The organism is Streptomyces montanisoli (assembly GCF_017813245.1).
In the GTDB taxonomy this organism is placed as follows: domain Bacteria; phylum Actinomycetota; class Actinomycetes; order Streptomycetales; family Streptomycetaceae; genus Streptomyces; species Streptomyces montanisoli.
The window spans coordinates 14,966-38,110 of record NZ_JAGIQL010000023.1; the positions used below are offsets into that span (position 1 = coordinate 14,966).

20 protein-coding genes are annotated in these 23,145 nt (G+C 70.8%); 11 read left to right on the plus strand and 9 right to left on the minus strand.

Translation table 11 applies throughout. The features are described from left to right. Nucleotides 1-2: 2 nt before the first annotated feature. Complete coding sequence (locus JFN87_RS08405; protein ID WP_209339287.1) at nt 3-1,055, minus strand: phytanoyl-CoA dioxygenase family protein; 1,053 nt, start codon at nt 1,053-1,055, stop codon at nt 3-5. A gap of 847 nt (nt 1,056-1,902) precedes the next feature. On the opposite strand from JFN87_RS08405, the gene JFN87_RS08410 reads away from it, so the two are divergent. From JFN87_RS08410 to JFN87_RS08435, 6 genes are all read left to right on the plus strand, one after another. Then, nucleotides 1,903-3,414: a glycoside hydrolase family 3 protein gene (locus tag JFN87_RS08410; RefSeq protein WP_209339288.1), complete on the plus strand. Its 1,512-nt coding sequence runs from the start codon at nt 1,903-1,905 to the stop codon at nt 3,412-3,414. 159 nt (nt 3,415-3,573) lie between these two features. Then, nucleotides 3,574-4,215 (plus strand): HutD/Ves family protein, encoded by a 642-nt coding sequence (locus JFN87_RS08415; protein WP_209339289.1) that lies wholly within the window; start codon nt 3,574-3,576, stop codon nt 4,213-4,215. 197 nt (nt 4,216-4,412) lie between these two features. After that, nucleotides 4,413-4,700 carry a hypothetical protein gene (locus JFN87_RS08420; protein WP_209339290.1) on the plus strand — a complete coding sequence of 96 codons (288 nt, stop codon included), beginning with the start codon at nt 4,413-4,415 and terminating at the stop codon, nt 4,698-4,700. Between the two features lie 126 nt (nt 4,701-4,826). Next, nucleotides 4,827-6,587 (plus strand): aa3-type cytochrome oxidase subunit I, encoded by a 1,761-nt coding sequence (gene ctaD, locus JFN87_RS08425; protein WP_209339291.1) that lies wholly within the window; start codon nt 4,827-4,829, stop codon nt 6,585-6,587. Then, entirely contained in the window at nt 6,584-6,979 is a 396-nt protein-coding gene (locus JFN87_RS08430; RefSeq protein WP_209339292.1) for a cytochrome c oxidase subunit 4, read from the plus strand. Before ctaD ends, JFN87_RS08430 begins: the two co-directional genes overlap by 4 nt. Nucleotides 6,980-7,117: 138 nt before the next feature. Continuing rightward, nucleotides 7,118-8,254: a Rieske 2Fe-2S domain-containing protein gene (locus tag JFN87_RS08435; protein ID WP_209339293.1), complete on the plus strand. Its 1,137-nt coding sequence runs from the start codon at nt 7,118-7,120 to the stop codon at nt 8,252-8,254. A 13-nt stretch (nt 8,255-8,267) separates the two neighbouring features. Here JFN87_RS08435 and JFN87_RS08440 read toward each other — a convergent pair whose 3' ends face one another. The 3 genes from JFN87_RS08440 to JFN87_RS08450 form a co-directional block, all read right to left on the minus strand. Then, nucleotides 8,268-10,289 carry an NPCBM/NEW2 domain-containing protein gene (locus tag JFN87_RS08440; protein ID WP_245178965.1) on the minus strand — a complete coding sequence of 674 codons (2,022 nt, stop codon included), beginning with the start codon at nt 10,287-10,289 and terminating at the stop codon, nt 8,268-8,270. Between the two features lie 151 nt (nt 10,290-10,440). Further along, the gene (locus JFN87_RS08445; RefSeq protein WP_209339294.1) at nt 10,441-10,695 is read right to left on the minus strand and encodes a hypothetical protein; all 255 of its coding nucleotides are present in this window, start codon (nt 10,693-10,695) and stop codon (nt 10,441-10,443) included. Between the two features lie 21 nt (nt 10,696-10,716). Continuing rightward, complete coding sequence (locus JFN87_RS08450) at nt 10,717-11,136, minus strand: MerR family transcriptional regulator (RefSeq protein ID WP_209339295.1); 420 nt, start codon at nt 11,134-11,136, stop codon at nt 10,717-10,719. A gap of 339 nt (nt 11,137-11,475) precedes the next feature. On the opposite strand from JFN87_RS08450, the gene JFN87_RS08455 reads away from it, so the two are divergent. Next, nucleotides 11,476-12,978: a SulP family inorganic anion transporter gene (locus tag JFN87_RS08455; RefSeq protein ID WP_209339296.1), complete on the plus strand. Its 1,503-nt coding sequence runs from the start codon at nt 11,476-11,478 to the stop codon at nt 12,976-12,978. Nucleotides 12,979-12,996: 18 nt separating this feature from the next. Here JFN87_RS08455 and JFN87_RS08460 read toward each other — a convergent pair whose 3' ends face one another. Continuing rightward, nucleotides 12,997-13,773 carry a LysR family substrate-binding domain-containing protein gene (locus JFN87_RS08460; RefSeq protein WP_209339297.1) on the minus strand — a complete coding sequence of 259 codons (777 nt, stop codon included), beginning with the start codon at nt 13,771-13,773 and terminating at the stop codon, nt 12,997-12,999. A 59-nt stretch (nt 13,774-13,832) separates the two neighbouring features. On the opposite strand from JFN87_RS08460, the gene JFN87_RS08465 reads away from it, so the two are divergent. Both JFN87_RS08465 and JFN87_RS08470 read left to right on the plus strand, forming a co-directional pair. Next, nucleotides 13,833-14,246 (plus strand): DUF5997 family protein, encoded by a 414-nt coding sequence (locus tag JFN87_RS08465; protein ID WP_209339298.1) that lies wholly within the window; start codon nt 13,833-13,835, stop codon nt 14,244-14,246. Nucleotides 14,247-14,382: 136 nt separating this feature from the next. Further along, a complete protein-coding gene (locus JFN87_RS08470; RefSeq protein ID WP_209339328.1) occupies nt 14,383-16,266 on the plus strand; it encodes an arabinofuranosidase catalytic domain-containing protein in 1,884 nt (627 codons plus the stop codon). Between the two features lie 62 nt (nt 16,267-16,328). Here JFN87_RS08470 and JFN87_RS08475 read toward each other — a convergent pair whose 3' ends face one another. The 4 genes from JFN87_RS08475 to JFN87_RS08490 are packed head-to-tail and all read right to left on the minus strand — an operon-like array spanning nt 16,329 to nt 20,845. Next, a complete protein-coding gene (locus tag JFN87_RS08475; protein WP_209339299.1) occupies nt 16,329-17,639 on the minus strand; it encodes an alpha-glucosidase/alpha-galactosidase in 1,311 nt (436 codons plus the stop codon). A 31-nt stretch (nt 17,640-17,670) separates the two neighbouring features. Next, nucleotides 17,671-18,567, minus strand: coding sequence for a carbohydrate ABC transporter permease (locus tag JFN87_RS08480; RefSeq protein ID WP_209339300.1), 897 nt, complete (start codon nt 18,565-18,567; stop codon nt 17,671-17,673). Further along, nucleotides 18,564-19,514: a carbohydrate ABC transporter permease gene (locus JFN87_RS08485; protein WP_209339301.1), complete on the minus strand. Its 951-nt coding sequence runs from the start codon at nt 19,512-19,514 to the stop codon at nt 18,564-18,566. The genes JFN87_RS08480 and JFN87_RS08485 overlap by 4 nt, the downstream gene beginning before the upstream one ends. An 11-nt stretch (nt 19,515-19,525) precedes the next feature. Then, on the minus strand, nt 19,526-20,845 hold the full coding sequence (locus tag JFN87_RS08490; RefSeq protein ID WP_209339302.1) for an ABC transporter substrate-binding protein: 1,320 nt from the start codon (nt 20,843-20,845) through the stop codon (nt 19,526-19,528). A 634-nt stretch (nt 20,846-21,479) separates the two neighbouring features. On the opposite strand from JFN87_RS08490, the gene JFN87_RS08495 reads away from it, so the two are divergent. Next, nucleotides 21,480-22,238, plus strand: a complete 759-nt coding sequence (locus tag JFN87_RS08495; RefSeq protein WP_209339303.1) for a DeoR/GlpR family DNA-binding transcription regulator — start codon at nt 21,480-21,482, stop codon at nt 22,236-22,238. A 110-nt stretch (nt 22,239-22,348) separates the two neighbouring features. Next, entirely contained in the window at nt 22,349-23,122 is a 774-nt protein-coding gene (locus tag JFN87_RS08500; protein ID WP_209339329.1) for a MerR family transcriptional regulator, read from the plus strand. The last annotated feature ends 23 nt before the right edge of the window (nt 23,123-23,145 follow it).

A 23,145-nucleotide genomic window follows, 5' to 3' on the forward strand; every position in this document is an offset into this window, starting at 1 on the left:
CCTCACGCCCCGGCCGAATCGGCGGCCTGCTCGTCGAACGGCCGCCCGCTCCACGACTTCAGGCCGAGCAACTTGGCGCCGAGGTCGCTCAGCTCGGCCCTGCCGTACCTCAGGGACTCGTGCCGGCCGGCGTCGCCGAGCAGCGTCTTGTTCCACTCCGGGGTGGTCAGGTCGCGCCATGACGCGACCCGGGAGCGCCGCAGTTCCTCGTGCGACTCGAGCGCGGGCATCATCGACAGGTACTGGACCGCGCGTACGCCGCTGCCGGAGACGTTCGGTGCCACACCGTGGGCGAGCGCGCCGTTCCACAGGAGCAGGTCGCCGGCCTCCAGGTCGGGGCGCACCACCGGGAGTTCGTCGCTGTCGAAGGTGGGCCGGATCGGGTCGCGGTCGGCGGGCTGGTCGACCTTCCACCGGTCGAAGCGGCGGAAGAGCTCCGGGTTGCACTGGAACCCGCCGTGGTCGGGCTTGGTGTCGTTGAGGGCGATGATGCCCTGCACCCGCTGCGGCAGTACGCCGAGCGTGGAGTCGATGTCCCAGTGGAGCTTGATGTCGAATCCGCGCTCGGTGGTGGGTATGAGCGCGCGGTCGCGTGTCCTGACGTTGGGCGGGTTCAGGTTGAGCCGGTCCAGGGTCACCCAGAGCTCTTCGCAGTCCCACAGGTCGACGAACGCGTCGTAGACGCGCTGCGCCTGGCGGCTGTCCCAGATGAGCTGGTGCTGGTAGGCCTCGACGAAGCCGTAGATGTGCAGCTCGCGGTCCAGGTCGGAGCGGTACTCGCGCTCCTCGTACCAGGTCTCGGGACGCTCCGGGTCGAGGCCCTGGAAGTCCCAGGCGAAGTCGAGCAGTTTCTGGGCGGAGTCGGCCGGGATGGCCTGCTTCACGACGATGTAGCCGTAGGTCTGCCAGAAGGTGAAGTCCTCCTCCGACAGCACCCTGAGCTTGCGCGTCTTGGTGAGTTCGCGCAGCGGCGTCCTCGCCAGGTAGGTGTCGGCGTCCGAGCTGAAGTACGGGACGTCGGAGGATGCTCGGTACAGATAGTCGGATGCCGTCATGCGATCGCTCCAAGGCTTGAGTGGCGACTTGTTCTGGGCGGGACGCGGCGTCCCGCGTCCGCGCACGCGCCGGTGCGCCCGGTGGTGCGCGGGCACGCCGATCCGCGTCGGGAGAGGCCGTGGTGACACGTCCACCGGCGTGTGCCCGGGGCACGGCGGACGGACGGAAGGTGTGGGCCCGGGCCGGGTCAGGTCAGGGGTCGGGTCAAAAAGAGGTCAGGTCAGGTGACGGACGGAAGACGGGCGTCGAGGCGGGTGGGACGCAGGCCTGTGGCACCGGCCCGCTCGTGGGAACTGTGGTCCTCCGCGAATACAGCACCAGCATCTTGCCCCTCGCCCTTGCCTGTCGCACGTGGTGCCCCCTCAGTCGCGCAGGCACTCGCTGTGACGACGCGGTGCCCGGCCAACTGGCGTGAACGGCAAGGCGGGTTGTCCCATCCGCTACTCGTTCCGCTCACGCCTCACTAAAATGGACTAGACCAACGGAGCCTGTCAATACCGGACTCGCCGGTAACCGGGGGCCGAAACACGGGCATTGCCACAGTGTTCACACAGAGCGGCGAAGAGGTGACGCAGGCACCAACAGCGGGGGATACTGCGCCCGTTCCGCACGCGCCGGACGCCACCCTCCCCCGCGCGGGGCCACCTGCCCCTTTCGTCACTGTCACCCCACTGGACGTGCGGCGACACGTCCGTCACAGGGCCGGCCCGGCTCGTCGCCCGAAGGCGGGTGCGAGCAGAGAACATGGCCTTGACACCGCAGATTGGCCTGGGCCAACATCCCTTGGACCGTACCAATCACACCTGCCGTGATCGACGCGCACGCACTGTCCGGAAGGCCCGGTGGATGTCCTCCAGCAAGCACAGCAAGGAGCTGCGGCGACTCGCCCTGTCCGTCCTGCAGCCGGGGTTCGTCGGCACCGAGGCTCCCGACTGGGTGCTGCGCGCCATCGGTGACGGGCTGTCATCGGTCGTCCTGTTCACGCGGAACATCGCCTCCCCCGCACAGGTCGCCCGGCTGACCGCGCAGCTGCGCTCCGAGAACCCCTCGCTCGTCATCGCCATCGACGAGGAGGCGGGCGATGTCACCCGCATCGAGTCGGCGACCGGCTCGACCCGGCCCGGAAGCTTCGCCCTCGGCGCGGTCGACGACGTCGAGCTGACCGAGTCCGTCGCGCGCGACCTGGGCCGCCAGCTCCACGCGGCGGGCGTGAGCCTCGACTACGCGCCGAGCGCGGACGTCAACTCCAACCCCGACAACCCGATCATCGGCGTGCGGTCGTTCGGCGTCGACACGAAGGTCGTCTCCCGCCACACCGGGGCCTGGATCAGGGGGCTCCAGTCCGCGGGAGTCGCCGCCTGCGCGAAGCACTTCCCGGGGCACGGCGATGTCGCCGTCGACTCCCACCACGGGCTGCCCAGCTACGACGCGAGCCTCGACGAGATCGCCACCCAGGCGCTGCCCCCGTTCGAGGCGGCCATGGAGGCCGGCGTGCGCGCGGTCATGAGCGGCCACCTCCTCGTGCCCGCCTACGACGCCGGCCTGCCGGCCACCCTCAGCCGCCGCATCCTCTTGGGCCTGCTGCGCGAGGAGCTGGGCTTCGACGGCCTGGTCGTCAGCGACGCCATCGAGATGGGCGCCGTCACGGACCTCTACGGCATCGGGGGCGCCACGGTCCGTGCCGTCGACGCCGGAGTCGACGCCATCTGCGTGGGCGGGGAGAGCGCCGAGCAGGCCACCACAGAGCTCCTTGTCGACTCGCTCACCGGGGCCGTCGCCTCCGGGGCCCTGGCCGAGGAGCGTCTCGCCGAAGCCGCGGGCCGCGTCGCGGCGTTCGCCGGCTGGGCGACGGGCCTGAGCCGCGGAGTCCCGGTCGACCCGGTGAGCGGCGACATCGGCTACGCGGCGGCGCGTCGCGCGGTCAGGCTGAGCGGCCCCTCGCACGGCGTCCTCCCGCTGGCGGCCGCTCCGCACGTGGTGGAACTCGTACCGGCCACGAACCTGGCGATCGGCAAGGAGACGCCGTGGGGCGTCGCCGCGCCGCTGCGCGAGCGGCTGCCGGGAACCACGTTCGTCCGCGCGCACCAGGACGAGCTGCTCGACGGCTCCACGTTCCTGGCCGACCACGCGCTGGCGCCGGCATCGGGGCGTCCCCTGGTCGTCGTCGTCCGGGATGCGGCCCGGCACCCCTGGATGGCCAGGGCCCTGACGGAGCTCTCCTCGGCGCGCCCCGACGCCGTCGTGGTGGAGATGGGCCTTCCGGGCGCGTCCGCCCCTGGGGCCGTGCGAATCTGCACCCTGGGCGCCACGGCCGCCTCGGGCGTCGCCGCGGCCGAGGTGCTGGCCGGGACTCGGTAGGCGGGCCGCCGCCCGGCGGCCGGCGCGCGTGGCCGCAAGCGGCCACCGCCCGCAGGGGCCGCCTCCCCGCCGCCTATGCTGGCCAGGGCGCCGCGGTGATCATGACGGCCGGGGCGCGAAGCCACCGCGACGGGCCGGGAGAAGGAGGCGGGCGCGACGATGCCGACCGCTGTGCTGCGCTGGGACGACTACCGCACGATGCCCTGGAAGAACGGCGGCGGCACCACCCGGGAGGTCGCGTCGGCCACGTTCCCCGGCCCCGGAGCCACCGGAGCCACAGGACCCGCCGGAGCCACCGGAGCCGAGGCAGGGGCCGCCCGGGCCGCCGAGGCGTTCGACTGGCGGGTCAGCATCGCGGACGTCGCCGCTGAGGGCCCTTTCTCCGCCTTCCCCGGCATCGCCCGCGTGATCACTCTCGTGGACGGTGAGGCCATGGTGCTCACCGTGGACGGCACGCCCCACCGGCTCGAACCCCTCGCCCCGTTCGCCTTCCCCGGCGCGGCAACCACGGACTGCCGGCTGCCCGGCGGCCCCGCCCGCGACATGAACGTGATGACGCGTGAGGGGCGCGCGGCTGCCGAGGTGTCGGTACGCCCGGTCGACGGCCGGAGCGATCTGGCGTGCGCACGGGACGAGACGCTGCTGGTGATGGCCCTCTCGGGCGGGCTGCGCCTCGTGGACGAGCGGCAGGACGCGACGCCGCTCGGCAGGCTCGACTGCGTCCGTCAGGAGGGCGCGGGGACGGTGCGTGTGGACGGCGAGGGAACGGTGGCCGCCATCAGGATCGTGCCCGGCCGCTGACGGCCCGGCGCGCCGAAACCCCTTGCCGGCGCGACCATCCGACGAGGCGTCAGGTCACGCGATCGGGGTATCCGGGTTCCCGGACGCGCGTCAATCGCGGAGCGCGGGCGAGACGGGAGTGGGCGTTCATGGACGGTCGTTGCCGGAGGACGACATCACGCGGCGGAAGTCTGGGCGCCGCCGGCCGCCTCGTTCCCGTGCGCCGTGCTCCCCACGAGGTCCGGGCGGAGTCCCTGCTGCGGGCGGCACGGGCGCTGGCTCTCGCAGGCGCGGCGGGGGCCGCCCTGTGGGGAGGACGGAGCAGGGCGGCGGCGACCGTCGGCGGCGGGCTGCTCCTCGCGGGGTGTGCCTGCGCCGGGTACGGGATCGCCGTCGCGGGCCTCGCCGCGGCCGGTGACACGGCGACGGCCGCCGCACCGCACGCGACGGCCGGTCACGGGGCGGAGGAGCGCGCCCGCCGGGCACGCGGCCACGCGGGGTCCTGACCGCCTGACGGGGATTTGCTTGGTCTGTTCGGATGAATCCAGGTTTGATCCGGACCGGCCGGGCTACCTACGCGGTGTCTGCGGCGGCACGCCGTACGCGCGCGAACAGGCACCCGGGGAGAGCGGATGGCAGCAGCGGATTCGTCCGGCACACCGGCAGGGCGCGGAGAGCAGGACCTCATCGAGGTCAGCGGAAAGCTCCAGCCGAACACGCCCGAGCTACCGGGAAACACCGCCGTCCTCCCGCCGACGCCCGTGGGAGACCGGCTGACGAACTGGCTGACGACCACCGATCACAAGGTGATCGGAAACCTGTACCTGACCACGGCCTTCTGCTTCTTCCTCGGCGCCGGGCTCATGGCGCTGATGATGCGCGCCGAACTGGCGCGCCCTGGGCTCCAGATCGTCTCGGCCGAACAGTACGACCAGCTCTTCACCATCCACGGCACGATCATGCTGCTGCTGTTCGCGACGCCGACCTTCGTGGGCTTCGCCAACGCGATCATGCCGTTGCAGATCGGCGCGCCCGACGTCGCCTTTCCCCGCCTGAACGCCTTCACCTACTGGCTCTTCCTGTTCGGGGGCGTGCTGGTCGTCTCCGGGTTCTTCTCCCCCGGCGGCGCCGCGTCCTTCGGCTGGTTCGCGTACGCGCCGCTGAACAGCGCGGTCCACTCCCCCGGCGTCGGAGGCGACCTGTGGGCGATGGGGCTCGTGGTCTCCGGTCTTTCGACGATCCTCGGCTCGGTCAACTTCATCACCACGATCATCTGCCTGCGGGCGCCGGGCATGACGCTGTTCCGGATGCCGATCTTCACGTGGAACGTCCTCTTCACGTCGATCCTCGCGCTGTTCGCCTTCCCCGTGCTGACGGCGGCGCTGCTCGCCCTTGAGGCCGACCGCAAGTTCGGCGCGCACGTCTTCGACGCGGCGAACGGCGGGGCGGTGCTGTGGCAGAACCTGTTCTGGTTCTTCGGGCACCCCGAGGTCTACATCGTGGCGCTGCCGTTCTTCGGGATCATCACCGAGGTCATCCCCGTGTTCAGCCGGAAACCGACCTTCGGGTACGTGGGCCTGATCGGTGCGACGGTGTCCATCACGGGGCTCTCGGGCATCGTGTGGGCGCATCACATGTACGCGACGGGCGCCGTGCTGCTGCCGTTCTTCTCGCTGGCCTCCTTCCTCATCGCGGTGCCGACGGGCGTGAAGTTCTTCAACTGGGTCGGCACGATGTGGCACGGCGCGCTGTCGTTCGAGACCCCGATGCTGTGGTCGATCGGGTTCCTCGTGACCTTCCTGTTCGGCGGCCTGACGGGGGTGCTGCTGGCGTCGCCGCCGATCGACTTCCACGTCACGGACTCGTACTTCGTCGTCGCGCACCTGCACTATGTGCTGTTCGGGACGGTCGTGTTCGCGACGTTCGCCGGGTTCTACTTCTGGTGGCCCAAGTTCACGGGCAAGATGCTGGACGAGCGGCTCGGGAAGATCCACTTCTGGACGCTGTTCGTGGGCTTCCACGCGACCTTCCTGGTGCAGCACTGGCTCGGGGCCGAGGGCATGCCGCGCCGCTACGCGGACTACCTGGCGGCCGACGGGTTCACGACGCTGAACACCCTCTCCACGATCGGGGCCTTCCTGCTGGGCCTGTCGACGCTGCCGTTCCTGTACAACGTCTGGAAGACGGCGCGGTACGGGCGGCGGGTCGAGGAGGACGATCCCTGGGGCTTCGGCCGCTCGCTCGAGTGGGCGACGAGCTGCCCGCCGCCGCGGCACAACTTCCTGACGATGCCGAGGATCAGGTCCGAGTCGCCCGCCTTCGACCTGCACTACCCGCAGATCAAGGCCGTCGAGGCCAGGCACCACCCGGTCGGGGAGGAGGACCGCCATTGAAGCGGGAGGCTGCGCTCTTCGGTGGCGTCACGGTCTTCTTCGGGCTGGCGGCGCTGATCTACGGCTGGTGGTCGGCTTACGACCCCGCCGGCACCGCCGCGCTGACGTTCGCGGCGGTCATGTCGGCCCTGATCACGTTCTACCTGACCTACCAGTACCGGCGGGGCGGCACCCGGCCCGAGGACGACGGTGAGGGGGAGATGGCCGACGGGGCCGGCGCGCCCCTCGGCTTCTTCCCGCCGAGCACCGCGTACCCGGTGTTCACCGCTGTCGGGGTCGCGGTGACCGCGCTCGGCGTCGTGCTGGGTCTGTGGCTGTTCTTCATCGGTGTGGGTGTCCTGATCCCCGGCGTCTGCGGGTTCGTCTTCGAGTTCGGCGACCGGCGGACGTGACCCGCGCGGCGCCGCCCGTCACTCTCCGGGACGCGTCCGTCCTGCGCCTTCTGCCGAAGCCGCCAAGAATGTCCGTGAGGAGCCGTGAGCCGTGACGTGCCCGCGTGCTAGGGCGGACGTGCCCGAGAGAGAGGCGCCATGACCGAGGAACAGCCCGCACAGGCCGACCTGCGCAGGACCGGCATCCATCCGGACTACTGGTACCCCCTCGCCGTCTCGCGCCGCGTGCGGAAGAACAAGACGTTCGCCACGGCCTTCGCGGGCGAGCGGATCGTGCTGTACCGGACGGCGAGCGGCGCGGTGCACGCCCTGGAGGACCGCTGCGCGCACCGTCAGGTTCCGCTGTCCATGGGCGTGGTGGAGGGCGAGTCGCTGCGCTGCTGCTACCACGCGTGGGCATACCGCGGCAATGGGCGCATCTCGGGGATCCCTTACCTGCCCAAGGACGCGGAGCGGCCGCCGCGCGGCGTGCGCTCCTATCCGGTCAGGGAGGCGTACGGGCTGGTGTTCGTCTTCCCGGGCGATCCGGCCAAGGCCGCCGCGGCGCCCTTCCCCGACCTGCCCGAGTTCCACGCGCCCACACACCGGACGATGACGTTCTCGCGCACCGTGAAGTGCCACTACTCGTTCATGCACGAGAACCTGCTCGACATGAACCACCAGTTCCTGCACCGGGGCGTGCTCGGCAGGATCCAGCCGAAGCTGCTCGGCTACGACACCGGCCCCTCGCACGTCGAGGCGCGGTACCTGTTCGTCCCGGCGGGCGGCAGGAAGGACCGGGGCGCGGGCCTGCTCTCGGGCGAGGGCTTCAGCGGCGGGAACACGTCCGACGTCATCACCATCAGGACCGGCTACCCCTACCAGACGCTCCAGGACGTGCCGGAGAGGTCCCAGCTGCCCGCCTTCTCCCTGTGGGCCGCCTACGTGCCGGAGGACGCCGAGCAGCGCGTCAACCACGCCTACGGGCTGCTCATGATCGCCAAGCCTCCGGTGCCGGGCGCCCTGAACCTGGCCTGGCCGCTCATCCGGCGCTTCACGGAGCGGGTGTTCGCGCAGGACCGTATGGCGGTCGAGGCGGAGCAGCGGGCCTGGGACGAGCAGGGCGAGGACCGCAACCAGGAGGTCTTCCCGCTGATCCTCGACGTTCGCGACGTGCTGCGCGCGAACGGCGTACCGCTCGGGCCCGTGCGGGCCGGCGGTGGCGCCTCACCGCTGTGCGGCGGCGCACCCGCGGCTGAGGCGAGCCCGCCCGTCGTGACGGGCGGGCTCGCCTGAGACAGGTTCCGGGTCAGCCGCAGGTCACCTGCGGGTCGACCCAGTCCGCGTGGTCGCTGTCCGCGCCGTCGCCGCCGTCGGTGACGACGAGCTGCACGCTGTGCACGCCCGTCAGGTCGGCGTGCAGCGGCTTCGGGCCGTCCGCGTTGGTCAGGACACCGCTGTCGGCCACCTGCTTGCCGTCGGCGACGATCTTGAACTCCACGGTGCCCTTGCCGTTCTTCTCGTCGTCGACGCCCACCGTGGTGTCGAGCTCGGTGCACGTGCCGCCGAGGTAGTACGTCACGGTGCTGGGGGCGTTGGTGCCGAGGCCCTTGGCGTAGACGATGCCGCCGATGGTGATCGGGTTACCGTCGCCCGCGGCCGCCTCACCGTTGCTCGTGTCCTTCTCGACCGGTCCCCAGTCGTTGGTGGCCGACGTCCAGTCGATGTCGCTGAGCCGGCTCGTGCCGGACGGCGGGAGGACGGCGACGAGGACGCTGCCCGCGAGCGGCAGTTTCGTCTTCGCGCGGCTGCCCGGGTGGGTGTAGGTGACGGTGCCCGGCAGGTCGTAGTAGCCGGGCTTCGTGCCGGCCGGTACCGTCACCCGCCACGACGTTCTGAGGGTCCTGCCCCTGGGCAGGACCCTGGCGCTGCCGTGTCCCGTCGCCTTGACGCTCCAGCCGTCGGGGGCGTCGAGCGCCACCTTGACGTTGGTGGCGGGTGCGGCGCCCAGGTCGGTGGCGTACGTGGCGACCGTGCCGGTGCCGCCCGGCTGCAGGGCGTCGGCCCCCGCGGCAAGACCGGTGTCGAGCAGTGGCGGGTTCCGCCGGGAGGTGTGTCCTGCGCTGACCCTGAGCAGGACGGTGCCGTGCGCGGGGACGGTGGCGGCGAGGGTGCCCGCGGAGTCGTAGGTGGTGTGGCTCCACAGGTCGCGCACCGTGTAGCCGCCCCGGTGCGGGAGGCCGGCCGCGGTGGCGGTGGTGGCGATCCGCTGCGCCTGGTCGCCGGCGTTGAACAGGGCCACGGCCCTGTCACCATTGGCGAGTTGCTTGGTCATCACGTAGCGGCCGCCGTCGGACGAGACCACCGTGGCCTGCTTGCCCAGGGGGTCCTGGTCGAGCGCGATGACGTCCTTGTTGCCGAGGATCGCCAGCGTCTGCGGGGTGGCCTTGCGCAGGTCGGTGCCGATGAGCAGCGGCGAGTCCATCATCGACCACAGCGAGAAGTGGCTGCGGTACTCGGTGTCGGTCATGCCGCCGTTGCCGACCTCCAGCATGTCCGGGTCGTTCCAGTGGCCCGGTCCTGCCGCGGAGGCGAGGGGCATGTTGGCCTTGGCGATGTTCAGCATGCTCGACCAGCTGTCGCTGATGTCGCCCGTGGTGCGCCAGGAGTTGCCGACGTCCCCGGCCCACTCCCAGGGGTTCTGCACGCCCCACTCGCACAGGGAGTAGACGATCGGGCGGCCGGTCGCGGCGAGCGCGTCGCGCATGGCGGTGTAGCGCTTGACGTAGTCGGCGCGTGTGCCGTCGCTGTTGTTGTTGCAGTTGTCGTACTTCAGGTAGTCCACGCCCCAGTCCGCGAACGACTGGGCGTCGGTGGTCTCGTGGCCGAGGCTGCCCGGGTAGTGCGCACACGTCTCGGTGCCGGCGTCCTCGTAGATGCCGAGCTTGAGGCCCTTGGAGTGCACGTAGTCCGCGGTGCCCTTGATGCCGTCGGGGAACTTCGCGGGGTCGGGGACGAGGCGCCCCTGGGCGTCCCGGCTGTGCGTCTGCCAGCAGTCGTCGATGTTGACGTAGGTGTAACCGGCGTCCTTCAGACCGGAGCTGACGAGGTAGTCGGCGGTCTGCTCGATCAGCTGCTCGCTGACGTCGCAGCCGAAGGCGTTCCAGTCGTTGAAGCCCATCGGGGGCGTGCGGGCCAGTCCGTTGTCGAGTGCGGCGGCCGGCGTGGCGGTGACGGCGAGGTCGGCGGTCACGGCCGCCAGGCTCGGCACGCCCACCCACATCGCGCAGGCGGTCACGCAGGCGAGCAGCCTGCTGACGGGTCTTGGCATGGCAGTCCTCTGTTCGCGGTGAATTAAACGGAAAGCAACAGAGTCGAGCATTTTCTTACGCGGCCATACCGTAGAAGTGGTGACGTGCCTTTGACAAGACCCGTGCAGCGCGGCACACGGGCCCGGAGGGCCGAGGCGCCGGGGCCGCCGTTCAGGTACGCGGCAGGCTGCCGAGCTCCCCGGCGCGCAGCGCCGCGGCGACCTCGGCGGCGGTCGTCAGGCCCCGCTCGTCGATCTCCTCGGCGATGCGGCGGCGGTACACCTTCTCGAAGGTGGACATCAGGTCGTCCCCGCTGACGTCGGGGTCGGGCGGGACGCGCTCGGTGATCTGGCGCCGCCAGAACTCGGGTGTCCGCGCGGCCGCCTTGAGGGCGGGGTCAGGGGAGCCGTCAGCCGGTGAGGTCATGATCACATGCTACGGGCGGGCTCAGAGGCGGCCGGTGGGCGCGTTCCTGTCCAGCCGGGTGCGGAGGGTCTCGGCGAAGTCCTCGGCGCGGGAGAGCTGGACGCGGAGCCTGTCCACCTGCTCGGCCGCCTCGCGCTCGTACGCGCGCACCCGGTCGAGCAGGGCCTGGCGCTCCTCGCCGGAGGCGACGCCCTCGTCCAGGCGGTCGGTCGCCTGCAAAAGGTCCCGCATCTGCTCGAGCGTGAAGCCGAGCGGCTTCATCCGGCGTACCACCATCAGCCGCGCCACGTCGGCCTCCGTGTAGAGCCGGAAGCCGCCCCTGGAGCGGGCGGACGGGGTGACGAGACCGGTCTCCTCGTAGTGGCGGATCGTGCGCAGGGACAGCTCGGTCCGCGCGGCGACCTCGCCGATCCGCATGTGCGTGTGCGCAGCGCCCGTCATCGTGCTCGTTCTCCTCACCGCGGCGATGGTGACCAGGGCCCCGCGCCGGACCGTCCCGCGAACCTACCCTAACGTTAGGGTAGAGTTGATCCGGCCATGACGCCGAGTCCCGCAGGAGAGAGTGTGCGCAGGTCCCCGCTGCCCGTCGCCGCCCCCTGCCCGCCGTGATCCTACGTCGCTGACGCGGCACGGCGGACCGTGCGCCCGCCTCCCCGCCCCACCGAAGACTTCCGGCCCGCGCCACGGGCCGACCGCGGCCGGCCGTCCGGCCCTCCGCGTCCTTTCCCGCCCGCCCCGGATCGTCTCCGGGCGTGCCCGAGCACGACAGGTTCCGCTTCCTTGTCCACTCCCCTGTCCTTCGCCGCGTCGCTGCTGCGCGGCAGCGGACGGCCCTCCTGGCTGTCCCCGAAGGTGCTGCGCACCGAGGCCCTCGCCGGTCTGGTCGTCGGCCTGGCGCTGATCCCCGAGGCCATCTCGTTCTCCGTCATCGCCGGCGTCGACCCGAAGGTGGGGCTGTTCGCCGCCTGCACCATGGCCATGGTGATCGCCTTCGCCGGCGGCCGCCCCGCGATGATCTCCGCCGCGACCGGTTCCGTCGCCCTGGTCATCGCGCCCGTCGCCCGCCAGTACGGGCTCGGCTACCTGGTGGCCACCGTCATACTCGCGGGCCTCTTCCAGGTGGTTCTCGGCTCGCTCGGCCTCGCCAAGTTGATGCGGTTCGTGCCGCGCAGCGTCATGGTGGGCTTCGTCAACGCGCTGGGCATCCTGCTGTTCACCGCGCAGATCCCCAACCTGCGGGACGTGCCGTGGCCCGTGTACCCGCTCGTCGCGGCGGGGCTCGCGCTCATCCTGCTGTTCCCCAGGCTGACGAAGGCCGTGCCCGCGCCGCTGGTCTCCATCGCCGTCCTCACGGTGATCACCGTGGCCGCGGGCATCGCCGTGCCCACGGTCGGCGACAAGGGCAGGCTGCCCTCCTCGCTCCCGGTGCCCGGCCTCCCGGACGTGCCCTTCTCCGTGCACACCCTGACCGTCATCGCCCCGTACGCCTTCGCGATGGCCCTGGTCGGGATCATGGAGTCGATGATGACGGCGAAGCTGGTCGACGAGCTCACCGACACCGGCTCGAACAAGACCAGGGAAGCGGTCGGGCAGGGCATCGCCAACATCGTCACCGGCTTCTTCGGCGGCATGGGCGGCTGCGGCATGATCGGGCAGACCATGATCAACGTGAAGAGCGGGGCACGCACCAGGCTCTCGACGTTCCTCGCCGGGTTCTTCCTGCTCATCCTGTGCATCGCCCTCGGGCCCGTCGTCTCCGAGATCCCGATGGCCGCGCTGGTGGCCGTGATGGTCCTGGTCGCCGTGGGCACCTTCGACTGGCACTCGATCAAGCCCGCCACCCTGAGGCGGATGCCGATCGGCGAGACGGCCGTCATGGTCGTCACCGTCATCGTGGTCGTCGCCACGAGCAACCTGTCCATCGGCGTGGTCGTCGGCTCGGTCACCGCCATGATCATCTTCGCCCGCCGCGTGTCCCACCTCGCCGACGTCACCTCCGTCACCGATCCCGACGGCTCGCAGGTCGTCTACGCGATCACGGGCGAGCTGTTCTTCGCCTCCTCCAACGAACTGGTCACGCGGTTCGACTACGCGGGCGATCCCGGCAAGGTGGTCATCGACCTCACCGACGCGCACATCTGGGACGCGTCGTCGGTCGCCGCTCTCGACGCCATAGAGACCAAGTACGAGCAGCGCGGGAAGAGCGTCGAGATCGTCGGGCTCAACCACCCGAGCGCGCACCTGCACGGCCGGCTCAGCGGGGAGCTGACCGGGAGCCACTGACCCGGCCCTGGCCCTCGCCTACGACCTGCGGCGGGGCTTGCCGCGCCGGCCGCGCTCGGGGCGGCCGGAGGCGGTGCGGCGGTTCTTCCCGGCGGCCCCGCCCGCCGCCTTGCCCGCGCCGGAGCCGCGGCGCCCGGAGTCGCCGCGCCCCGAGCCGGCCGCGGGCTTGGCGGGCGGGTTGGCGGGGCGGCCCCGCGAGCTGTTGACGGTGCGGCCGCGGACGATCCCGATGAAGGTCTCCACGTGCTCCGTCGTCGCGTCCCGCGGCCAGGACAGCGCGATCCGCGACTCGGGGACGCCGAGCAGTGGCCGGTACGTGAGGTCCCTGCGGTGGTGGAGGCGCGCCAGGGACTGCGGCACCACGAGGAGCCCCACGCCCGCGGCCACGAGTTCCACGGCGTCGGCCGTGGTGGCCGCGCGCTGGAGCGCGGGCAGGCCGGGCGGCCGCTCCCAGCCGAGAGTGTCGTCCAGGGGGTGCAGTACGACCTCGTCGGCGAGGTCATCGGCGGACACCTCGTCGACCGCCGCCACGACGTGGTCCTTCGGGGCGACGACCACCGTCGTCTCCGTGTAGAGGGGGATCGCGCTGAGGTCGTCCCCGTCCACCGGGAGCCTGACGAAGCCCGCGTCGGCGCCGCGCTCGCGCAGCACGCCGAGCGCCTGGGCGGCGGTCACCGGATGCAGGACGAGCGGCACGCCGGGCACGCGCTCCTGCCAGATCCGCACCCACTTCGAGGGGGTCACGCCCGGTACGTACGCGAGCCGGAACGCGGTGGGTCCCTCCGTGCCTGTCACCCCGCAAGGTTAGCCGCTCGTGGTCGGGGCCCGCGCACGCGCTGGATACCCTGGTCGGCATGACGTCGCACCAGAACACCCAGACGATGAAGCCCGCGACCGCGGCGAAGAAGCTGGGTGTGTACCTCGAAGCCACCCCCGCCGAGTTCCGTGAGGGTGCCGTGTCGCGCGCCGAGCTGAACGCCCTCCAGGCCGACCCGCCCGTGTGGCTGCGGGAGCTGCGCCGCGACGGCCCGCACCCCAGGCCGGTCGTCGCGGCGAAGCTGGGCGTGTCCATCGCGGGGCTCGCGCGCGGCGGGGTGACCGAGGCGCTCACCACCGAGCAGATCGAGGCGCTGAAGACGGACGAGCCCGGGTGGCTGCGGCGGGAGCGCGCCACCCAGGCCGAGGTCAGGAAGGAAACGGCGCGCATCAAAGAACGTGACGCCCAGCGCGAGAAAGCAACAGATTCAGACAGCAACAAGAGGGCCTGAAAGAAAAAAGCAACAAATATTGACGCAATCGACCAACGGGCGTACCTTCCGAGCCAGTCGCCGGACAGGGGTGAACTCTGCCGCTGCGCAGGCGAGTTCATGCTCCATCCCCCATCCAGGAGCGCTCATGGTCGCAATGAGATCCAGCATCGCGAGACTCGTCCAGGCCGCCATCGCGGGACCCGCCCGCCGGTACGCGCGGGCCCTGCTGTCCGCCGTGGCGGCCGTCGGGCTCGTCGTCGGTGTCCTGATCACCCTTCCCGGTACGGCGCAGGCGGCGGGCTCCCTGCCGTGTGACATCTACGGTGCGGCGGGTACGCCGTGTGTGGCGGCGCACAGTACGACGCGTGCTCTGTTCTCGTCGTACGACGGGCCGTTGTACCAGGTGAAACGGGCGTCGGACGGTGCCACGTCCGACATCGGTGTGCTGTCGCCCGGCGGGTACGCCAACGCCGAGGCGCAGGACACGTTCTGCGGGAACACCACGTGCCGCATCAGCAAGGTGTACGACCAGACGTCGCGTCACAACGATCTGCTGCCGGGCCCCGCGGGGACGTCGGGCATGGGCGCGGACCGCGGTGCGGACGCCGGTGTGCTGTCGGTGACGGCGGGCGGGCACAAGGTGTACGGCCTGTGGGTGTCGCCCGGGGTCGGCTACCGCTCGCAGGGAGCCGCGTCGGGTACCGCCGTGAACGGCCAGGCCGAGGGCGCGTACATGGTCGCCAGCGGTACCCACGTGAATTCTGCCTGCTGCTTCGACTACGGCAACGCGGAGGCGACCCCGGCCGACACCGGCAACGGCCACATGGACGCCGTGTCCATCGCGACGACCTGCTACTTCGCGCCGTGCACCGGCTCGGGACCGTGGGTCGAGGCCGACATGGAGAACGGCATGTTCCAGGGGAACAACGGCTCCAACACCGCCAACAGGGGCAACGGCAGCACGTTCGTCACGGCGGTCCTGAAGAACAACGGGCAGACCAGGTACGCACTCAAGGGCGGCGACTCCCAGTCGGGCGGACTGTCGACGTGGTGGGACGGTTCACTGCCCACGCGCGGTGGCTACATGCCGATGCACCAGGAGGGCGGCATCATCCTGGGCACCGGTGGTGACAACAGCAACTGGAACAGGGGCACCTTCTTCGAAGGCGTGATGGTCTCCGGCTACCCGACGGACGCGGCGGAGAACGCGGTGCAGGCCGACATCGTCTCCGTCGGGTACTCCGGGGAGACGAACGTGCCCAACGGGCCGCAGGGGACGATCACAGGACCTGGCGGCAAGTGCGTGGACGTGGCCGCCGACGACACCGGCGTCAACGGGACCGGCGTTCAGCTGTGGGACTGCCAGTCGTACGCGGAGGACCAGCACTGGCGGCACAACACCAACGGTTCGCTGTCCACCATCGGGCGCTGCCTCGACATCGACGGCAACGGCACCGCCAACGGCACCGAGGTCGAACTGTGGGACTGCAACGGCGTGGGCGGCCAGAAGTGGGTGCAGCGCTCCGACGGTTCCCTGTTCAACCCGCAGTCGGGACGCTGCCTCGACTCGCCCAACGGCGCCACCGGCAACGGCACCAGGCTGCGCATCTGGGACTGCAACGGCTCCGCCGCCCAGAAGTTCGCCGTGGGCGGCGGGAGCCCCATCACAGCACCTGGCGGCACCTGCGTCGACGTCGCGGCGGACGACACCGGCTCCAACGGGTCCCCGGTGCAGCTGTGGGGCTGCCAGAGCTGGGCAGCCGACCAGCACTGGTTCCACGCCACCAACGGCACGCTGAGGACGCTCGGGCGCTGCCTCGACATCAACGGCAACGGCACCGCCAACGGCACGCAGGTGCAGTTGTGGGACTGTGACGGCGCGGGCGGGCAGGTGTGGCAGCAGCAGAGCGACGGCTCACTGCTGAACCCGCAGTCGGGACGCTGCCTCGACTCCCCGAGCGGCGCCACCGCCAACGGCACCAGGCTGCAGATCTGGGACTGCAACAACTCCGGCGCCCAGAAGTTCACGCTGGGCTGAGCGGGAGCGGCACGGTGAGGGGGCGTGGCGGCTGTGCCACGCCCCCTCACCGTTGTGGCCGGTCAGTGCCCGAGCGTCGCGCGCAGCGAGGGCTGGAGCAGGTCGCCGTGGGCGCGCACCATGTCGTCGCACAGGTCCCAGATGGCCTCCACGGTCAGTGTGGCCGCGGTCGACGGGTCGGTCATGGCCGCGTGCCTGATGTGCCGGGGCTCGTCCTCGACGGCGGCCCGTACGACGAGGTCGTTCATGGACAGGTACGTGCGGTTGAGCGCCGCGCACTGCGGCGGGAGCGCCCCGACGCGGGTGGGCTGGACGCCCAGCGCGTCGACGAGGCAGGGCACTTCGACCGTGCCGTCGGACGGCAGGTTGTCGATGAGGCCGTGGTTCGGGACGTTGCCGTAGACCGTGCGCGGTGTGCCGGTGGTGATGGAGTGGATGATCTGCGGCGCGTACTCCATGGTGGACTCGAAGGCGAGCGGCTCGCCGGCGGCGAGCGCCCTGCGGGTCTCCTCGTAGGCGGCCACGTTCTCGTCGACGATGCCGAGGTACTCGCCGACGGACAGGCGCAGCCGGTCGATCTCGCTGTCGTGGTGCAGGTACCACGGCACGTACTCGCTGGAGTGCTCGCTGGTCTCGGTGGGGTAGTAGCCGAGGCGCCGGTACATGTCCACGCGTACCCTGCGCCGCAGTTGGGCGTCGCCGGCGATGAGTTCGTCCAGGCGCGGGTAGAGGTCCTGGCCATTGTGCTCGAAGCGCAGCACCCACGCCTGGTGGTTGACGCCCGCCGCGTGGTACCTGACCTCCTCGAACGGCACACCGACGAGTTCCGCGAGGTCGTGCATCGTCCAGAACACCGAGTGGCACAGGCCGACCACGCGGGTCAGTCCCGTGGCACGCGCCAGGTACTGAACGTTCATCGCCATCGGGTTGGTGTAGTTGAGCAGCCAGGCGTCCGGGCAGACGGCGGCGATGTCCTCGCCGAGCGCCTTGAGCAGCGGGAAGGTGCGCAGTGCGCGGAAGATGCCGCCGACGCCGAGGGTGTCCCCGATGGTCTGGCGCACGCCGTGGCGCGCGGGGACCTCGAAGTCGGTCCTGGTGGCCTCGCGCATGCCCACCTGGACGATGTTGATGACGAAGTCGGCGCCCTCCAGGGCCTCACGCCGGTCGGCGTGTGCGGTGATGCGGGGGGCCGCCCGGCGCTCGCCCGCGATGAAGCGTGCGGCTCCGTGCGCGGTGGCAAGCCGCTCCGCGTCGATGTCGTGCAGGGCGATGTGCACGTCCTTCAACTCGGGGAAGGCGAAGATGTCCGCCAGCAGGCCCTGGGTGAAGACGACGCTGCCCGCGCCGATGAACACGATCTTCTTTGCGGTCATTGCTCTTTCTCGTTCTGTTGACAACAGCTTGTCAGCCCTTGAGGCCACTGGAGGTGATGGACTGGATGAACGACTTCTGGGCACCGAGGAAGGCCAGCAGGACGGGCAGTACGGTGATGACGTTGCCCGCCATGACGGCGGACCACTTGGTGTGGTGCTGGCCCTGGAACGTGGTCAGGCCGAGTTGCAGTGTGTAATGCGTGTCGTGGTTGATGGCGATCAGCGGCCATGTCAGGTCGTTCCATGTGGACAGGAACGTGAGGACGGCGACGGTGGCGAGGGCGGGTCTCGACAGCGGCAGCACGATGCGGAAGAGCACGCGCAGCCGTGAGCACCCGTCGATCCAGGCGGCCTCCTCCAGTTCCCTGGGCAGGGAGAGGAAGAACTGCCGCAGCAGGAACACCGCGAACGGTGTCACGAGGGAGGGGACGATCAGCGCGCCGAGCGTGTCGATCAGCCCGAGCTTCTTCATGACCAGGAACGTGGGGATCATGGTCAGCTGGAAGGGGATCGCCATCGTCGCAAGCATCAGCACGAGCAGGACGCGGGAGCCGGCGAACCTCATGCGGGCGAACGCGTAGCCGCCCAGCGAGCCGAAGACGAGGTTGGAGAGGACCGCGACGGCCGAGACGATCAGCGAGTTGGCGAACCACCGCGGGAACATGGCGTTGCCGAGCACGTAGCGGTAGCCGTCGAGGTGGATCCCCGAGGGCCACAGCGCGGGCGGGAACTTGTTGATCTCCGCGTCGCTCATCACGGAGCTGAGGACGAGCCAGACCATGGGCAGCGCGAAAATGATGCCCAGCGGCGCGAGCAGCAGGTGCCACTTGCTGAACGGCAGCAGCCGGCGGCGCGGGCGCGGCCCGGCCGCGGGCGCCGGGGTGTGCGGGCGGACGCCGTTCGCCGGGGTGGTGGTGGTCGCGGTCATCGGGCTGCTCCCTCGGCGGTGGCTGACTTGCGGCGCCTGGCCAGCCGCATGGCTCCTCCGACCACCAGCAGGGCCAGTGCGAGGACGTAGGCCGCCGACGCCCCGTAGCCGGCGGTGAAGTTCTTGAACGCCTGCTCCCAAATGAAGTAGACGATGACGGTGGTCGAGCCGAGTGGCCCGCCCTTGGTGGTGACGTACACCAGGTCGAACACCTGGAGGGCCTGGAGTGTCTGCCACATCACCAGGAACACACTGACCGGGGTGAGCGTCGGCAGGACGACGTGGCGCAGCAGGTGCCAACGGCCGGCCCCGTCCAGCTTGGCCGCCTCGATGAGGTTCTGCGGCACGTCCTGAAGCGCGGCGAGGTAGATGACGACGCAGAATCCTGTGCCGCTCCACAGCGAGACGGCCACGAGGACGGGGAGCGCCTGGTTCGGGTCGGTGAGGAAGCCCTGGGACGGCAGGCCCAGCTTGTTCAGTACGGAGTTGGCGGCGCCGAACTGGGGGTCGAGGATGAAGGAGAACAGCACACCCTGCGCCGTCTCGGAGATGATGAACGGGATGAAGATCAGCGTCCTGTACAGCCCGACGAGCCGGATGCGGCGGTTCAGCACCAGGGCGAGCAGCAGGCCGAGGACGATGCTCAGGGGCACGTAGAGCACGGTGTACAGCAGTGTGTTGCCGACGGCCTGGCTGAAGTGCGGGTCCTCGGTGAGCGCGCGGTAGTTGTCGAAGCCGACCCAGTGGCTCGGTGTCACCAGGTCGTCGGCCTGGAAGGACAGGAGCAGCGACCAGATGACGGGCACCACGCTGAGGCCGATGATGACGAGCACGGCGGGGAGGACGAATCCCCAGGCGGTGGCGGACTCGCGCCGGCGGCCGCGGCGCTTGGCGCGCAGTTGCCTCTCGTGGTCGGGGAGCGTGAAAGGGGTGGGCAGTGCGGACATGGAAACGCTCCTCAGCGCGGGATGACGAGGGCGGCCTTGGCCTCGGAGGCGCAGCGGCGCATGGCCTGCGCCGGGCTGCTCTTGCCGAGCAGCACGGCCACGATGGCCTGGCCGAGCGCCGTGGAGACCTGTGCGTAGGCGGGGTGTGCGGGGCGCACGCGCGCCGAGTCGAGCGCCTTGGTGAAGACGTCGAGCCCGGTGGTCGCGGCGGCGTGCTTCCGCCACGCGGGTTCGTCCTCGCTGCGCCGGCTCAGGGGCAGACTGCCGGCCTCGATGTCCCAGTGGACGTCCTGGTCGGGCTGGGCGAGCCAGGACACGAAGGTGCGGGCCGCCCGTGAACGCGCGTCACCGTTGTCGAAGACGGTCCAGGTGTCGGGGCCGGATATGGTGACGGGCTTGCCGCTGTAGCTGGGCAGCGGCACCACCGCGTAGTCGACCTTCGCCTGCCGGATGTCGGGGAGTTGCCAGGGTCCTGTGACGACCATGCCCATCCTGCCGGACGCGAAGACCTGGTACATCTGCTCGGTGCCGGGCTTGGGGTCGATGTAGACGCTCTTGGCCCGCGCGAGCGCCTGCACGGTCTCCAGGGCGCGGACCCCGGAGTCCTCGAAGCCGATGCTGCGCCCGTCGGCGCCGATGACGTCGCCGCCGAGGTCCCACACCATCGGCCACAGCCGCCAGACGGTGTCTTCGTCCCCCACACCGGGCCAGCCGGTGCCGAAGGTGCCGCGCCCCGGGTCCGTGAGGCGGTGGGCGACGTCCACGAAGTCTCGCCAGGTCCAGCCCGCTTCGGGCAGATCGACGCCCGCCTCGCGGAACAGCTTCTTGTTGCACACCACCGCGAGCGAGTCGAGGAGCGCGGGCGAGGCCCGTACGTGCCCGTTGATGGTGACGGCCTCCCTGGCGGGCCCCCAGTAGTTCTTCCAGGGTGTGGGCGCCGAGTGCACGGTGTCGGTCAGGTCGACGACCTGCGGGCTGCGGGCCACGCCGGCGAGGTCGGAGCCGAAGATGTAGGCGATGTCCGGGTACGACCCGGAGGCCAGGGCCGCGGTGACCTTCTGCAGCATGGAGTCGGCCAGCACTCCCCCGCTGAGATCGACGCTGATGTGCGGGTGGGTGCGGGTGAACCGCGCCACCAGGCGCTTGATGGCCGCAAGTCCGGTGTCGGTCTGGCCGTGCCACATGTTGATCGTGACCCTGCCGTCGGGCCCCACACCGTCGCCCGCACCGCCGCCGCACCCGGCGAGGAGTGTGGCCGCGGCGACCCCGGAACCGGCGAGCAGCACGCTCCGGCGCGTGTGCGGTGCGGGATGGTGCTGGCCGAGAGCCACTGGACCTCCAAGTGGGGATCGAATGCGCTGGACGAGGGAAGGGCGGCATGCGGTGTCGTGTGCTTGGGTGCTCTTGGGTGTTGCGCCGCCGGAACGGAGCGCGCGACCGGGAAAAGGCGCTGTGCGGCAGGCCGGAGGAAGAGCCGGGGCTGCCCGGCCCGGCCTGCTGGGACCGCGGGGGTCAGGGCGCGCCCGGGCGGGACTACGGGTGGTCGCCGGTCCTGCCGGGGCCTCGTGCCTGATCACCCGGGCGGCTGCCCCGTGCGGCGTACGGTCCCCGCACGGGCCGGCGGCGGACGCCGGGGAGACGGGACCCCGGGAGGAGGCGGACGTTCATCATCGAGCTCCGGCTGTGGCGGGCACGTCCCCGCCTCGGGCGGTGGCGACCACCGCCCTGGCGACTTTGTCCGGGCTCGCGGCATCACACCGTCCACCGGCTGGGCGTACCTCTGACGCCGACCACTGGTGCGGCGTCGCCAGCAGTAAATCGAGCAGTATTCGTCATGTCAAGGGTGCGAATCTGATCAGAACTGCGCAGTGAGAAGCGACCACTACGCGGGGAAAACGTCCCCTGCACGACCGCAGGACCGCCTATTCCGAGGCTCCGACGAGTGCGAATGGCTATGCTGCGGGCATGCTGAGAACTGAGCGCCACGCGCGCATCCTTGAGCATGTCTCCGCGAAGGGCAGCGTGGGCGTCGAGGAGTTGTCCCGGCTGCTGCACGTCTCCGGGGCCACGGTGCGGCGCGATCTCCAGCACCTCGACGCCCTCAACCTCCTGCGGCGTACCCACGGCGGTGCGGCGCTCGGGAGCATCGGCCTCGAAGCACCGCTGCAGTACCGCAGCGAGCGGCGCAGGCCGGAGAAGCTGGCCATCGCCCGCGCCGCGGCCGCGCTGGTGCCGGCGGGCGCCGTCGTCGGGATGACGGGCGGCTCGACCGCGACGGAGATCGCCCGGCTGCTCGCCGAGCGCGGCCCCGTCACCATCGTCACCAACGCGGTGAACATCGCGGCGGAGCTGGTCCTGCACAAGGACGTCACCCTCGTCGTGATCGGTGGCACCGCACGCACCGAGAGCTACGAACTGGTGGGCCCCACCGCGGAGAAGGCGCTCACCGAGTACCACACCGATGTGACGTTCCTCGGTGTCGACGGCATCAGTGCCGCGCACGGCTGCACCACGCACGACCAGCTGGAGGCGGCGACCGACCGTGCCTTCACCAACAGCAGCAGCCGCACGGTCGTCGTCGCGGACAGCTCGAAGATCGGCAAGGTCACACTGGCGAAGATCTGCCCGCTGGCGGCCGTCGGGCATCTCGTGACGGACGGCGAGGCCGCGCAGGAGGAACTGGAGCGCATAGCGGCCGCGGGCGTCCCGGTGACCTCGGTCTGACCCACCGCGGCCGCGGCCCGGCACCCCGCGGGCTTGCGGTTTCCGTTGCGTCAACTCCTACGGTCGTCCGTGTGGCCGGAACGACCGGCCCGGCGAAGAAGGGAACGGCGATGTCCTGGTCGATCGCGGACGTGGCCCGGATGTCCGGGGTGACGTCCCGGACGCTGCGGCACTACGACGCCATCGGCCTGCTGCCGCCCGCGCGCATCGGATCCAACGGGCACCGCCACTACGAGGAGGCGGACCTGCTGCGGTTGCAGCAGATCCTGCTGATGCGGGAGCTGGGCCTTGGACTGCGCGCGATCCAGGCGGTGCTGGACAGCCGGGCCGACCGCGTGACCGTGCTGCGCGAGCACCACAGGCGGCTGCTGAGCGAGCGCGACCGGCTGGACACGCTCGTGCGCACGGTCGGGCGGACCATCGCCGAACTGGAGGAGAAGGACGGCAGCGCCATGACGAAGATCAACAGGCCGGAGAACCTCTTCGAGGGTTTCCAGGCCTCGTCCGCCGACGCCCGGGCCATGGACGCCGAGGCGAGGCAGCGGTGGCCACGGGCGTGGGAGGAGTCCCGGCAGGCCGTACAGGGGATGACCGACGCCGACCAGGAGCGGTGGCAGCGTGAGGTGACGGCGCAGATGATCCGCGTGGCGGAGCTCATGGTGGCCGGCACACCGGTCGCCGATCCCGCCGTGCAGGCCGAGATGGACGCACACTACCGGGGCGTGTGCCGGTTCTGGACGCCGGACGCGGCCGCGTACAGGGGCCTGGCCAAGACGTACGTGGACGACCCCAGGATGCGCGTCAACTGGGACAGGATCGCCGACGGTCTGGCCGACTACCAGCACGACGCGATGGTCGTCTACGCCGACACCAGGCTGGGCTGACGGCTGAACCGCTCGTGTGGCTG